Origin of the sequence: Bacillus sp. HMA207, from assembly GCF_003402455.1 — a bacterium.
GTDB lineage: Bacteria > Bacillota > Bacilli > Bacillales > Bacillaceae_G > Bacillus_A > Bacillus_A cereus.
In genome coordinates this window covers 1,346,214-1,359,694 of record NZ_BEZT01000001.1, presented here as the reverse complement: position 1 = coordinate 1,359,694, position 13,481 = coordinate 1,346,214, and the positions used below count along the sequence as shown (strand labels likewise).

Genomic DNA, 13,481 nt, shown 5'->3' with positions numbered 1-13,481 from the left:
AAACGAATCTCATTTACATTTTGATTATACAACAAATAAAAAAAGAAATGTCGCTCATTCAACATTTCTTTAGACTTTCTTCATAAAAAATTTACATTGCTAACATTCCTTCATTTTCTATAATTCCTATATAAGCTAACCGCTGAAATAGTTAGTAATACAACTATGCATAACCACGCATACGTATATCCCTTCTTATCTACAATATAACCAAATAAAGCAGGCGCAGCAATAATGGCAATTTGATTTAATGTAAGTGCAAAACTCACTGTCATCCCTACCGATTCTTCACTTGCTGATTCCGCAACTTCAGTTATAAAAAGACTAAACCATCCAATTGAAAAGAACCCTAACAACGCACTTACACCATACAATACATTCGTTATTGTATGTATGCTCATTACTAATATTAGAATGAAGAAAATAGAAATACAAACAGTTATAAATAGGAGGGTACGCCTATTCCCCTTATAAAATAAATCACTAGTAGCTGCTAATATAACCCTACCAACCATTCCAGAAAAGAACATAACGGAAAATACTTTTCCAGCTAAAATTGGCGTGATTGATTGTTCCAATACTAAAAATTTTATAAAGTGCGCAACTAACACCATTTGCAATGAAATCATACAAATGCCAGTTATATAAATTGCATACAACTCTTTTTTACACATCACTTCTTTTAACTGCATCCAAAAAGAAAGTTTACTACGTTCTTGTTTAACTTTCTCTTGAATATATGGTTCCTTATAAAATATAAAAAATAAAAACCCTCCAATTATACAAATACATGCAATACTATTTACCGCATAGGCCATATTATATTTTATTGTAAGAAACGGGATCAATACTCCCGCTAATGTACCACCAATCGGTATACCGGCTTGTCTAATCCCCATCGCTAACCCGCGATTTTCTTTTGAGAACCACTTCATTATCACCTTACTTCCTCCTGGCTGCGAAACACTATAAAACGTTCCTACTAATAAAAGTACAAAGAGTAACCCATTAAATCCATTGACCATATTAGTCAGTAAAAACGAACCTCCTAGTAAAAATGAACCTATCGAAATTAACAACTTTTCATTGTATTGATCAAGTAGCCGCCCGACAAAAAGCATACAAAATAGCGGTCCTATATTTACAACACTTACTAACAATCCAATCTCCGTATTCGTAAGTGCATATTCTTCTTTCCAAAATAAAGCAAACGCTCCAACACCATACGTTATAAGTGTCGCTGTTGTTTGAGCAACCGTCGCAAAAATTAACATAACCCACTTATAAGTACTATTCACCCTTTCTTCCATTAACACAATAATCCCTCCATCCCCTTCCATTGTATGAAAGTTCTGATATCATATAAAATAAAGATTTATCATGTAATTCATCAAAAAAAATGATACCTTTTCTGGAGGGATGATACTTGGATATAAAAGATTTAACTGTATTTTACGAAGTTGCGAAAGAAAAAAACATATCTCACGCAGCTAAAAATTTAAACTATGTACAGTCTGGCGTAACAATGCGTATGAAACAACTAGAAAACGAATTAGGTGTGCCTTTATTTTACCGAAACGGAAAAGGTGTAACTTTAACTTCTAACGGTGAGATTTTATTAACATACGCCAAACAAATTATCTACTTAATGGATCAATCTGTTAAAGCAGTTCAAAGTAATGGGATCGAACCAAGAGGCACTTTAAAAATTGGATGTACAGAATCTACAACCGCTGTAAGACTTCCATCTATATTAACGGCCTATTATGAGAAATACTCAAAAGTCGAATTGATTTTAGAATCAAATACGACGGAACAATTGATTAGGCTTGTACTAGAACGAAAACTGGACGGAGCGTTTATAGCTGGCTCTACTCAGCATGCTGAACTTCATACAAATATATTTCGTGAAGAAGAATTAGTTCTCATTAGCAAAAAGCCTTTATCTTCCTTTAAAGACATAGGAGACATGAATTTACTTGCATTTAGTCATGGGTGCTATTATAGAAATTTATTAGAAGATTGGCTTCAAGAAGAAGGAATTTCACCTAAGCGAGTATTAGAGTTTGGAACAATTGAAGCGATTCTCGCATGTGTAAAATCAGGTATGGGCATAGCAATTATGATGAAGTCTATTTTAAGTGGTCATAAACATGACATATCATTCAATCCTTTACCAAATAGCTTCAAAAAAGTTCCTACTACTTTTATTACTAGAAAAGATATATATCACTCTGCTGCATTACAAAAATTTATGGAGATGACTCACAATGCGTGAAAAGAAAATACGTGGTATGAACCGAAAAACAAACACTATGATAAAGCGAATTGAGGAACATACAAAAACGTTCCCTTCTACTTTCTATAACGATGAATATTGGAATATGCTATTGCCAGTTTCGCAAGCTTTTATTGACTCTCGTAAAACACCTAGAAAAGTAAAACGGTTATGTATTCAAACCTTATTAAATCAAGCAAATCATTTAATAAATATGAAACCGAGCGATACACATACATATCGAGTTGTTGTTTTGATTTCTATAAATAATTTGTGGGATTCGGAAATCATTATATTTAAAAATGAGGACTACTTTCATAATTTCTTTAATAGAGATAGTGAATTTCAAAAATGGATTCTTCTTTCAAATGAAATTGATTTTTGGGAGACATGGAAAATATCAGTTTGTCATTCCTTCAAAACGCTTCACTTTCAAGAAATTATTTATGATGCAGATGAATGCTATGAAAAAGAGATTCTGTTTATCGGGGAGTTAGATTAAAAAGGGTATACCTAAAACACTGGTATACCCTTTTTTACTTATTTTTCTTTCAATACACTATGTAATCGATCCGGATAATTTGTAAACATTCCTGTAGCACCCCATTTGATTAACAGTCTCATATCGGGTTTCTCATTAATTGTATAAGGGTGAATTAACAGTCCATTTTTCCTAGCCATTTTCATATATGACTCATCAATAATTAGTTCTCCGTTATCATTACGTAAGTTTGGTCCAATACCAGCTGCATACTTTTTAATTTCTTGAAAATCATCATTTGTTACACTTTTCGGTTCATGTGTAATACCAGACCATTCAACAATTTCATTGTTTTCATTTGGATAATACCAAAGCAATTGAACTAACGGAATATTTTCATTCATACTATGAATCTTTTTCAAACTATCTTTACTAAATGATTGAATCATAACACGGCTAGAAGACATGTTTTGGCCTACTAAATTATATTTTTGTAACAACGCCAACAATTTCTCTTCCATTCCTGGATACACATCTGGTGATTTTGTTTCAATATAATACTTCATACTTCTTCCATATTTTTGGAATATTTCTTCAAGAGTTGGAACCTTTTGCCCAACATACTCTTGCTTAGCCTTTTCTGGATACGCTTTATTAAACCATGACCCAGCATCTAAACTCTTTATTTCACTTAACGTTTTATCGCGTACTTCTCCTGTTCCATTTGTAGTGCGATCAACTGCTGTATCATGCATTGCAATTAATTGGCCATCTTTTGTTAATTGAATGTCTAACTCTAAATAATCCGCTTTCATTTTTTTCACTAAATCATAAGAAGCAAAAGTATGCTCAGGTGCATGTCCACTTGCTCCGCGATGTGCAATATTTAAAAACTTATTCGTATTCCATTCATGCTTTCCTTCTGCTTTCGCATGAACAGCTCCCCCAGCAAAGATACTTCCCGTCATAAAGAAAATAACTAAAACGCTAATAATCTTTCTCATCCTTCTAACCCTTCCTACGTTGCAAATTTCAACAAGCTAATGAGATTTATACGAAACAGAAGACACACTTTCATTATTTTTATAAACCTATATTAAAATTCCAATCTTACAAATGTTTTCTATATTATTAATATAGAAAACTAGTATTATCCTATTTAATTTCTATAGCCCTCCTTTTCACATGTAACTCCCTATTTTGTACGGTTCATTCAATAAAAAAAGCCATAAATTATTTAGAATACACTCCTGTGTCCCTAAATAAATTTATGGCTTTTCTCAAATATCTCCGGCCTCTATTAACTTGTCGAATTTAATCATATCAAACCTATTGAAATTTGTGAATATTTTTTTCAGTACAGTGAAGCGCATAAAACAATATTTCTGTAGTTACTTAAAAATCACATAATAAATTTCTCATTACCCCTTCCAATACTATATCTGGATTTACTACCGTTTTTTCCGAACGCCATCCGATAAAGCCATCTGGTCTAATTAATACAGCACCTCCATTCTCTATACCATATAATTTGCTAAAAATATCTTCTGGAACAACAAAGTCTCCACTTAAGCCAACACGATACCCTTTTATATGTATTCCTAATTTAGCTGAAACAGCATGTGCTGCCTCAGCCCAAGAACTATTTTCTACTCCTGTAAGTAATACAAAACTGTTACCGAATAAGTCTAATGTAGAAACTTTCTTCCCTTCATACGTTCCCCATAAATGTGGCGCTCGCGTTCCAGGTCTTCCGTTCAACTCTATGCTATCCATTCTATGCGGAGTGACTGAATCATCTATAATTGCCTCTGAACCATACTGATATCCAACTGTAACAGCTAAACCATCCATATTATTCAAACTGCCTTCCTCTCTATTCGCAGCACGAAACAGTAAACTACTTGCATAAGCTGTCGTTAATTTTGCAACAGAGTGTCTCTCCTCATGATATGTTTCTAACAGTTTTGGTTTTGCCTTCCCTTTTATAACAGCCGCTAATTTCCAAGCTAAGTTATGCGCATCTTGTATTCCTGTATTTGAACCAAATCCTCCTGTTGGCGGCATAATATGTGCTGAATCTCCAACTAAAAAGGTTCGATTCCCTTGAAATTTCACCGCTGTACTTTCGGCCGCTTTCCACGGTAAAACACTTAATATTTTTGATTCAACATTTGTACTTCCAATTGCTATTTGAATAATTTGTTTACAACGTTCTATAGTGAAGTCCTCTAGCCCCTCTCCTTTTAATGGATCGTAGGCTACATGATAAATCCATTTTTTTACGTTATCAACCGGGATAAGTGCACCAAGAACCTCCGGATGAAGTACCATCGAAAAACCGAATGCGTCTCCTTGTATAAACTCTCTTAAATCAGCTTCAAAATAAATATTCATATAATAGCCACCAATGGTTCCACGACCCTCAGTTTTAATCCCTAACTGCTCACGTATTTTACTTTTCGCTCCATCCGCTGCAATTACATAGTCACAATGTATGACACTTTCTTTGTCTGTTTCACGATTTCGAAGCTTTGCTTTTACCCCGTTTTCACTTTGTTCAAATGAAACTAATTCATGATAAAAAGATAGTTGTCCGCCTAGCGTTTTTGCTTCTTGTAACATCATCTCTTCTAAAATAATTTGATAACATGCAGTTTGTTTTGATGGACTAATCTTTTCTATTTTTTGAAGTAACTCTTCATCGTTTCTGTATTGCGTCGCTCTCATTTGTTCCAATTCTTCTTTATTCGCTTCAGCTATTGTATGAACCGCTATTCTTCCTCGGCAGTTCTCTAATGCTTTACCTGCCAATTTAATTCTTTGTTCCAAGCCTAATTCTCGAAATAACTCCATTGTACGTAAAGTAAGACCACCTGCTTTCGGATGAATGGCAGTAGATGGATGCCTTTCAATAAGTAAGTACTCAATGTTATGTTTTGCAAGAAATAACGCAGACGCTAACCCAGATAATCCCCCTCCAACAATTAAAACTGGTACATAATTCGATTTCATATATTTACCCTCCACATCATTGTTCTGAGCTCAGTGACATAAATATAATCAAAAAAAACATTAAAATATAGACTTATATTTCATTTTGAATTATCATATAGATAGATTACGCCCCAAAATTCCTTTTACCTTTTCATACATCTATAATCCACCTGAATTGTGTCTGTATGAAAGTGTAAAACAAAAGAACTTACTTTACGTTGAACCATGTTCTATCGTAAAAATCAAAAATAATATAAACATTATAAGCGGTCGTAACCTTATGGATTATACAAGGTTACGACCGCTTATTTTATTGTTACATCATTTTTTGTTTTTAAAACTTCACCTATTGTGTTATGTAATCCTTCCAATCCCTTTTCTATCTCCCTATAATTTTCAACAATAAAAAATTCATTCGTCTCGATTTTCTTTCTCAATATTGCACCTCATGCAACAATCATGTAGCATTACCGTATCGAAGTAATGGTTTATCATCTTAAACCTTTCGACTAATTACCTGGAGGCAAAGTGATTGAAATGAATAAACAAGAACAATTAAATATTATAAAAAAAGATTTTATTGATTCTCAAAAAGTATTATTGGCAATTGGTGATGAAACACGTCAAGCTATTTTATTAGTGCTAATGGAAACAGAATGTCAAACAGGATTACGTGTAGGAGAAATCACGAAGCAAACACACCTTTCCCGTCCAGCAGTATCACATCACCTTAAGATTTTACGAGAAGCTGGCATTATTTTAATGAGAAAAGAAGGTACAAAGAATTTTTATTATATTGATATACGTACAAAATTAGGTTTATTAAAAAATCTTGTATTAGATATTGAGAAGCTATTGCAAAACTTTTATTAAAACTTGGAGGTATAAGATATGAAAGCAATGATAATTGATAGATATGGAAAAGTCCCAATGCGTATGGCAGAGGTACCTACTCCTGAAATTAATGAGTATGAAGTGCTCGCAGAAATTCATGCAGCTAGTATTAACCCAATTGATTTTAAAATACGTGATGGAAAAGTTAAAATGTTACTGAAATATGAAATGCCTCTAATCCTTGGGAATGACTTTTCCGGTGTCATCACGAAGGTTGGATCAAAAGTGACTCGTTTTAAAGTCGGTGATGAAATATATGCTCGTCCAAGAAAAAATAAGATTGGTACTTTCGCGGAGTATATAGCCATTCATGAAGATGATATTGCTTTAAAACCAAAAAATCTAAGTTTTGAGGAAGCGGCTTCGATTCCACTCGTTGGCTTAACTTCCTATCAAGCTTTACATGACATCATGCAATTACAAAAAGGACAAAAGATTTTAATTCACGCTGGATCCGGTGGTGTTGGTACTTTCGCTATTCAGTTAGCAAAAATAATGGGTGCTACTGTTACAACGACTGCTAGTGAAGCTGGTGCAAATTTAGTAACGTCTCTTGGCGCAGATGAAATTATTAATTACAAAACAGAAAAATTTGAAGATATACTAAAAAATTATGATGCGGTATTTGATACAATCGGCGGTGCAACACTTGAAAAATCATTCAATATTATAAAAAGCGGAGGAAACATTGTTTCCGTTTCAGGTATGCCGAATGCTCGCTTCGGTAAAGAATTTGGTTCAGGATTCTTTAAAACTCTCTTATTTTCATTAGCCAGCAAAAAACTTACTGCACTTGAAAAAAAGCATAATGCTCAATATTCATTTTTATTTATGAAGCCAAGCGGGGATCAATTACGTACTATTGCAAACTATATTGAAGCCGGAAAAATTAAACCGGTAATCGATCGAGTTTTCCCTTTTGAAGATGCGCAAAAAGCAATGGAATATTCAGAGTCTGGAAGAGCAAAAGGAAAAATAATTGTAAAAATTAAATAATAATAAAACCTCCATTTTCTTAAAATGGAGGTTTTAAATTTGCTGTTAAATAGACATAGTGCAATGAAGTCCTTACAATAGATTGCAAGGGGAAATATTATATTATACTTTTAGTTAACTTTACAAAGAATACATACGTACAAATACATAACTTAAAATACAAAAAGGAGGAGATACAATGACTAAAAATAATGAAACAGGTTGGAATTTAGATAATAGTTATACGACTTTACCACAATCATTTTATACAGAAATCCCCCCTACTCCCGTAAGTTCACCGGAGTTAGTTAAACTAAACCATTCATTAGCGATATCTCTTGGCTTGACCCCTGAAGAACTGAAAAAGGAAGCTGAAATTGCTATTTTCGCTGGTAATGCACTCCCAGAAGGAGCTCATCCATTAGCTCAAGCATATGCTGGTCATCAATTCGGACATTTTAATATGTTAGGCGACGGTCGTGCTCTTTTAATTGGCGAACAAATTACTCCTTCAGGTGAGCGTTTCGATATTCAACTGAAAGGTTCTGGCCCTACTCCCTATTCACGTCGAGGAGATGGCCGTGCTGCACTCGGTCCGATGCTACGTGAATATATTATTAGCGAAGCAATGTATGCACTCGATATTCCAACTACCCGCAGTTTAGCAGTTGTCACAACCGGTGAACCAACCTATCGTGAAACAAAGTTACCTGGAGCAATTTTAACTAGAGTAGCTAGTAGCCATATTCGCGTCGGTACATTTCAATATGCTGCAGCTCGTGGTTCAATAGAGGACCTGAAATCACTAGCTGACTATACGATAAAAAGGCATTACCCAGAAATTGAATCTCATGAAAACCGATATACTGCATTACTACAAGAAGTCATTAAAAGACAAGCCAGTCTTATCGCAAAATGGCAACTTGTTGGATTTATTCACGGCGTAATGAACACTGACAATATAACGATCAGTGGCGAAACAATTGATTACGGTCCTTGTGCATTTATGGACAATTACGACCAAGGAACTGTATTTAGCTCTATTGACACACAAGGTCGTTATGCATATGGAAATCAACCATATATGGCCGCATGGGATCTAGCACGACTAGCTGAATCTTTAATACCAATTCTGCACGAAGATGAAGAAGAAGCATTAAAAATCGCTCAAGACGAAATTTCGAAATTTAGCGTACAGTATGAAAAACAGTGGTTCCTTGGAATGAAAAAGAAATTAGGACTATTTAGCAACGAAGAACAAGATCACTCATTTATTGAGCAACTTTTAAAAATGATGGAGAAATATAAAGCGGATTACACAAATACATTCCGTTCATTAACTCTTGATGCTATCGAAAATACAGCTCTATTTGAAAGTCCTGAATTTAAAGAATGGTACAAACTGTGGCAATCTCGATTAGACAGACAAGAACAATCGAAAGAAAACGCCTACGAGATGATGAAAAATAATAACCCATCAATCATCCCGAGGAACCACCGTGTAGAAGAAGCATTAGAAGCAGCTGTTACAAATGACGACTATAGCGTAATGGAGAAACTTCTTGAAGCTTTATCAAACCCTTATGCGTATTCTACAGATCAAGAAGAATACTGCGCTCCGCCTGCACCGACGAATCGCCCTTATCGTACTTTTTGTGGCACTTGATTAAAAATTTGTTTTTATTTTAATCCAAAAATTTATTAAGTTAACTATTAATCACAAACTTAAAAGTTGCTTTCAATATTGAAAGCAACACATTTAGTATCCAACCTTAAACAAGTCACAAATTATAATTTGTGACTTGTTTAATTACCCACGTTCAATAGAAGATTTGTTTTGCAGGCATCGTTGTATCTTCAGAGACAGCATATGGATTTTCATTAGGTTTTATAATTATAAACGTTCCACCATATCCACTTTGAGCTAATTTATTACAAAGACCTTCTACCATAAAACCCCATAACTCCAGCTGCTATTCCCATTATAGATAATCCAAGTTTTTTCTTTATTTCAATGCTTCTTTTTCAAGTATTCTCTTTTTTATTTCATAACTCATAAAAAAATACTTTTCTGCTTTTTCTATATTACCTACTTTATGAAACTCTAATGCCAGACTTTCAGTATATTCGTGAATATACTCCGATAAATTTTTTCTTTCAAAGTAAGAAAAACCTTCGAGAATAATTTTTTCTATTTTTTCTACCTCTAAATGCTGACAAAATCCCTTTAGAATTAAAAAGTGATATCTATATTCATCATTTTTTAATTCCTCACAAACCTTCAATCCACTTTCAATTAATTCCTTCGCTTTTTCTATTTCACCTAATTTATAATATTCTCTTGCCTCTAAAAAGATTGCCTTATAATGAGTAGGCATTTTTTTAGAAACCTCAGATAAGTGTCTAATTGCTAAAACTGAAAGATTTTGACTCGCATACAATAAACCTAAATTATGTCTGATTCTTAATACTAACATTTCAGCATCATTTTTTTGTAAAATGTTTATTGCTGACGCAATATATTCCTCACCTTTATCATGCTGCTTTAATTCCGAAAAAGATAATCCTAATATATTTTCGCACAGCGCTATGTTCACTTCATACCCTGCTTGTTTAACAAAGATATCTCTTGCTTTTGAAGCGTATTCAATAGCTGAATATGCGTAATGCAAGTGGTATTTTAATATAGCAACTCTATAATTAAACTCTGCATATTCAATTTCATCTGAAATATGCTCTAATAACCCTTCAGCTTTTTCAAAATAGTTGCTAGCTTCACTATAATTAGTAAGAATTGTATAATGAATGGCTTTGAATAAATAATAATAATAATTAGAATATTCATCATTTGGTTTAGGCAATGCATCTATTTTATCAAAAGCTTTTTTCAAATTACCTAAACCATCTATTAACACTTTATATCGAAATTCTAACAGATAATAGTGAAATGAAACCTTTACATCTGATTCGATAATATAAAGCTTTTTATCGATCTCCCCTTTTAATTTTTTTGCTTCACTTATACGTTGAGCTCTAATATCTCGATACCAATCATTCAGCATCTTAGTAATTAATTCATTGCCAGTGATTTGTATATTCATCAAATCCACTCTCCTTCTTTTAATTATCATAAAAATAACATAATTCGATTTTTTATATCTATCTATATATATATTTCTCAACAATTGAACGAAATTCATTCACTGAATTTCGTTCAATATTTTAATAAATCCGCTGTAAATATGAATACTTTTTCTTATAACCTCTGAATATGAGTATCCTTAAAACCCGTCTCATATTTCAATCCATATCCAAACATTCGATCCATTCCAATATGTGCTGTCCATATTAAGCCAATCATTATAACGGTATCTATCTTAAAATAGACACCTATTAGAACAATTAATATGGATATGATATATGTGTGACATACATTATATATTTTCGCACCAACGTGATTATTAATCCCATATGCTAACATTGATAGATCCGGCGCTAAAAGGAATACAAAAAATATAATCCAACTAAACTCATATATCGAATACATATAAATCGTGGCTAAAAATACAACCATTCCTTCAAAATGTACAATACGTTTTTGCATTATTTATCATTCCTATTTTTCTATATTTATTGATACATTTTCATCGCTGACAGTGTTCTTTGCATTTTTTGACCAGATGGTTGCTAATATTGGCCCTGCAATGTTATGCCATACTGCCGCTAATACACTTGGGAGTGCAGCAGCCGGTCCAAAATGCAAAATACTTTCAGCTATATTACTTTCATCCACTCAGCCCCTATCTTTTAATTGAAACACCTTTTTCGGATTCAAAATATTTTGCGGATCAAGAACTTTCTTTATTTTCTCCATTACAAATAATGCCTCCCCATGTTCTTCTTCTTGATACTTTCGTTTCCCGATTCCAACGCCATGTTCTCCTGTACACGTTCCTCCTCGTTTAAGAGCATACTGAACGATACTTTCATTTATTTCGTCTGCCTTCTTCACTTCCTCCTTATCATTTGTGTCAATCATTAAGAGTACATGGAAATTCCCATCCCCAACATGACCGAGAATACCGCCAATAAGCCCTACTTTATGTAATACCTCTTTCGCATGTTGAATCGCTCCAGCTAATTCCGAAATTGGTACACATACGTCTGTACTCATTAGCTTTTTACCAGGATAACTATGCACGTAAGAGTACGCTAAGTTATGTCTTGCATCCCACAGTTTATTTCTCGCTGCTGTTTCCACCTCAAACGCAATTTCTATACATTTATGATCAAGAACGATTTCTTTCGTAAATTCAATATCTTGCTTTAACCCTGCTTCATTGCCGTGAAACTCTAAAAACAGTGTCGGTTCTTCTCTGTAACTTGTTTCATTGTAATGATTTACTTGTTTCATAGATAATTCATCAACGAGTTCAATTCTCGCGATTGGAATACCTGCCTGTAATATGTTAATTACAGCTTCTACTGCATCATTTATAGTTGGAAACGATGCCCTCGCAGCCATAACATGTTCTGGTATACCGTATACTTTTAAAGTTAACTCCGTGAAACATCCAAGTGTTCCTTCTGAGCCTACGAAAATACCATTTAAATGATAACCTGATGATGACTTCGCCGCTAAATTCCCGGTATGTATTACTACTCCATCAGCAAGAACGACTTCTAAATCTCGAACTTGATCACGCATTACCCCATACTTTACCGCTGTCGTTCCGCTCGCATTTGTAGCAGCCATTCCTCCTAACGTTGCATCAGCTCCTGGGTCTACACTAAAAAATAATCCATACTTTTTCAATTCTTTATTAAGCTGAGAGCGCGTCACCCCTGGCTGTACTCTCACAAGAAAATCATTTTCTCTTATTTCAAGTATTTTGTTCATAAGAGAAAAGTCCATTGTAATTCCTTTTTCGTAAGGAATTACATGTCCCTCTAAACTGGATCCTACTCCAAATGGAACGACAGCTGTTCCATGCTGAATCGCTATTTTCATTATCGCGCTAACTTCTTCGGTCGTTTTTGGAAAAACAACTACATCAGGCAAACTACTACTATGGTAAGATTCATCTTTACTATGTAACTCTCGTACTGTCATATTTATTACTACTCGATCTTCAGGAAGTATGCCTTTTAATTCATTTACTACATGTTCAATTGTTATTTCCATAATCAACTCTCCTTTTTAATTTTAAAACAAGTATACCATCTTTATACAAAATAATTAGAAAAATAAGATTATTAAACCTGAACATACAAAAAAGAACCTGCAGCACACGCTACAAGTTCTTTTTCACTACATTTTAAACGATTTCTTTATTAACAACATAAACCAAATTAAAGTAACTGCCATCAACGAATGAGAAAATCCTACAATATAAGTTAACCCTTTAAAGTCAGCTCCATTTAACTGAAGAAGCCCTCTCGCTGCTAGCGAACCTAACATTAATGTTAATGCAATATTATGTAAAACAAACCACTTATTAAACCCTTGCACTTCATGAAACGCGAATACTTTTGCTAATCCTAAAGCAATTAAAAAGAAGAAAAAGCCAAGTACAAGTGTATGCGTATGCAAAAGATTTAACAAAGTAGACCCTAAAATCCCTTTATACTTACCATACTCCCTAGCGAAAATCCCTGATAATAAACCGATAATCAAATACGTAAACGATGCATTATATAATTTCTTCATTATGTACCTCCTTGAGTAGAATGTATAGTGTGTCATATTTAGTAATAATGATAGTTATATAGTAAAAACTCCTAGTCACCTAGGAGTCATTGTATAAGCATCTCACTCTTTACAATTAATCCTAATTATAAGATATCTCTCTATAC

The 13,481-nt window shown here is 33.7% G+C and carries 13 protein-coding genes and 1 pseudogene; 5 read left to right on the top strand and 9 right to left on the bottom strand.

Annotated features, from left to right (window positions below; genetic code table 11):
* Positions 1 to 110: 110 nt before the first annotated feature.
* Positions 111 to 1,340, bottom strand: a complete 1,230-nt coding sequence (locus tag HMAS_RS07160; RefSeq protein ID WP_048558158.1) for an MFS transporter — start codon at positions 1,338 to 1,340, stop codon at positions 111 to 113.
* An 86-nt stretch (positions 1,341 to 1,426) separates the two neighbouring features.
* Between HMAS_RS07160 and HMAS_RS07155 the strand changes: the two genes are divergently transcribed.
* Positions 1,427 to 2,278: a LysR family transcriptional regulator gene (locus HMAS_RS07155; RefSeq protein WP_000351691.1), complete on the top strand. Its 852-nt coding sequence runs from the start codon at positions 1,427 to 1,429 to the stop codon at positions 2,276 to 2,278.
* Positions 2,271 to 2,780, top strand: a complete 510-nt coding sequence (locus HMAS_RS07150; protein ID WP_074619265.1) for a DUF3916 domain-containing protein — start codon at positions 2,271 to 2,273, stop codon at positions 2,778 to 2,780. The genes HMAS_RS07155 and HMAS_RS07150 overlap by 8 nt, the downstream gene beginning before the upstream one ends.
* A gap of 38 nt (positions 2,781 to 2,818) precedes the next feature.
* Here the strand turns inward: HMAS_RS07150 and HMAS_RS07145 are convergent, their stop codons facing one another.
* Both HMAS_RS07145 and HMAS_RS07140 read right to left on the bottom strand, forming a co-directional pair.
* On the bottom strand, positions 2,819 to 3,763 hold the full coding sequence (locus HMAS_RS07145) for a glycerophosphodiester phosphodiesterase (RefSeq protein WP_001226340.1): 945 nt from the start codon (positions 3,761 to 3,763) through the stop codon (positions 2,819 to 2,821).
* A 391-nt stretch (positions 3,764 to 4,154) separates the two neighbouring features.
* Complete coding sequence (locus HMAS_RS07140; protein WP_078384646.1) at positions 4,155 to 5,774, bottom strand: FAD-dependent oxidoreductase; 1,620 nt, start codon at positions 5,772 to 5,774, stop codon at positions 4,155 to 4,157.
* 510 nt (positions 5,775 to 6,284) lie between these two features.
* On the opposite strand from HMAS_RS07140, the gene HMAS_RS07135 reads away from it, so the two are divergent.
* The 3 genes from HMAS_RS07135 (at position 6,285) to HMAS_RS07125 (ending at position 9,291) form a co-directional block, all read left to right on the top strand.
* On the top strand, positions 6,285 to 6,629 hold the full coding sequence (locus HMAS_RS07135) for an ArsR/SmtB family transcription factor (RefSeq protein WP_000571870.1): 345 nt from the start codon (positions 6,285 to 6,287) through the stop codon (positions 6,627 to 6,629).
* 18 nt (positions 6,630 to 6,647) lie between these two features.
* Positions 6,648 to 7,646 carry an NADP-dependent oxidoreductase gene (locus HMAS_RS07130; protein WP_000646442.1) on the top strand — a complete coding sequence of 333 codons (999 nt, stop codon included), beginning with the start codon at positions 6,648 to 6,650 and terminating at the stop codon, positions 7,644 to 7,646.
* Between the two features lie 178 nt (positions 7,647 to 7,824).
* Complete coding sequence (locus tag HMAS_RS07125) at positions 7,825 to 9,291, top strand: protein adenylyltransferase SelO (RefSeq protein ID WP_006926295.1); 1,467 nt, start codon at positions 7,825 to 7,827, stop codon at positions 9,289 to 9,291.
* 154 nt (positions 9,292 to 9,445) lie between these two features.
* Here the strand turns inward: HMAS_RS07125 and HMAS_RS28225 are convergent, their stop codons facing one another.
* The 6 genes and pseudogenes from HMAS_RS28225 to HMAS_RS07100 all read right to left on the bottom strand — a co-directional run bounded on the left by HMAS_RS28225 (position 9,446) and on the right by HMAS_RS07100 (position 13,335).
* On the bottom strand, positions 9,446 to 9,577 hold the full coding sequence (locus HMAS_RS28225; RefSeq protein WP_000229167.1) for a hypothetical protein: 132 nt from the start codon (positions 9,575 to 9,577) through the stop codon (positions 9,446 to 9,448).
* 54 nt (positions 9,578 to 9,631) lie between these two features.
* Positions 9,632 to 10,726, bottom strand: a complete 1,095-nt coding sequence (locus HMAS_RS07120; protein WP_001025508.1) for a hypothetical protein — start codon at positions 10,724 to 10,726, stop codon at positions 9,632 to 9,634.
* 155 nt (positions 10,727 to 10,881) lie between these two features.
* The gene (locus HMAS_RS07115) at positions 10,882 to 11,229 is read right to left on the bottom strand and encodes a DUF4260 domain-containing protein (protein ID WP_001172064.1); all 348 of its coding nucleotides are present in this window, start codon (positions 11,227 to 11,229) and stop codon (positions 10,882 to 10,884) included.
* 12 nt (positions 11,230 to 11,241) lie between these two features.
* Positions 11,242 to 11,391: pseudogene (locus HMAS_RS07110) on the bottom strand (bile acid:sodium symporter family protein); the annotation flags it as partial.
* A gap of 27 nt (positions 11,392 to 11,418) precedes the next feature.
* Positions 11,419 to 12,810 (bottom strand): FAD-binding oxidoreductase, encoded by a 1,392-nt coding sequence (locus HMAS_RS07105; RefSeq protein WP_116344737.1) that lies wholly within the window; start codon positions 12,808 to 12,810, stop codon positions 11,419 to 11,421.
* Between the two features lie 126 nt (positions 12,811 to 12,936).
* Positions 12,937 to 13,335 (bottom strand): DUF2871 family protein, encoded by a 399-nt coding sequence (locus tag HMAS_RS07100; RefSeq protein WP_000737896.1) that lies wholly within the window; start codon positions 13,333 to 13,335, stop codon positions 12,937 to 12,939.
* Positions 13,336 to 13,481 lie beyond the last annotated feature (146 nt).

Coding starts and splice junctions, on each gene's coding strand:
- HMAS_RS07130 (WP_000646442.1), top strand. CDS start 6,648: ATGAAAGCAATGATAATTGATAGATATGGAAAAGTCCCAATGCGTATG.
- HMAS_RS07115 (WP_001172064.1), bottom strand. CDS start 11,229: ATGCAAAAACGTATTGTACATTTTGAAGGAATGGTTGTATTTTTAGCC.
- HMAS_RS07105 (WP_116344737.1), bottom strand. CDS start 12,810: ATGGAAATAACAATTGAACATGTAGTAAATGAATTAAAAGGCATACTT.
- HMAS_RS07150 (WP_074619265.1), top strand. CDS start 2,271: ATGCGTGAAAAGAAAATACGTGGTATGAACCGAAAAACAAACACTATG.
- HMAS_RS28225 (WP_000229167.1), bottom strand. CDS start 9,577: ATGGTAGAAGGTCTTTGTAATAAATTAGCTCAAAGTGGATATGGTGGA.
- HMAS_RS07125 (WP_006926295.1), top strand. CDS start 7,825: ATGACTAAAAATAATGAAACAGGTTGGAATTTAGATAATAGTTATACG.
- HMAS_RS07120 (WP_001025508.1), bottom strand. CDS start 10,726: ATGAATATACAAATCACTGGCAATGAATTAATTACTAAGATGCTGAAT.
- HMAS_RS07100 (WP_000737896.1), bottom strand. CDS start 13,335: ATGAAGAAATTATATAATGCATCGTTTACGTATTTGATTATCGGTTTA.
- HMAS_RS07160 (WP_048558158.1), bottom strand. CDS start 1,340: ATGGAAGGGGATGGAGGGATTATTGTGTTAATGGAAGAAAGGGTGAAT.
- HMAS_RS07140 (WP_078384646.1), bottom strand. CDS start 5,774: ATGAAATCGAATTATGTACCAGTTTTAATTGTTGGAGGGGGATTATCT.
- HMAS_RS07145 (WP_001226340.1), bottom strand. CDS start 3,763: ATGAGAAAGATTATTAGCGTTTTAGTTATTTTCTTTATGACGGGAAGT.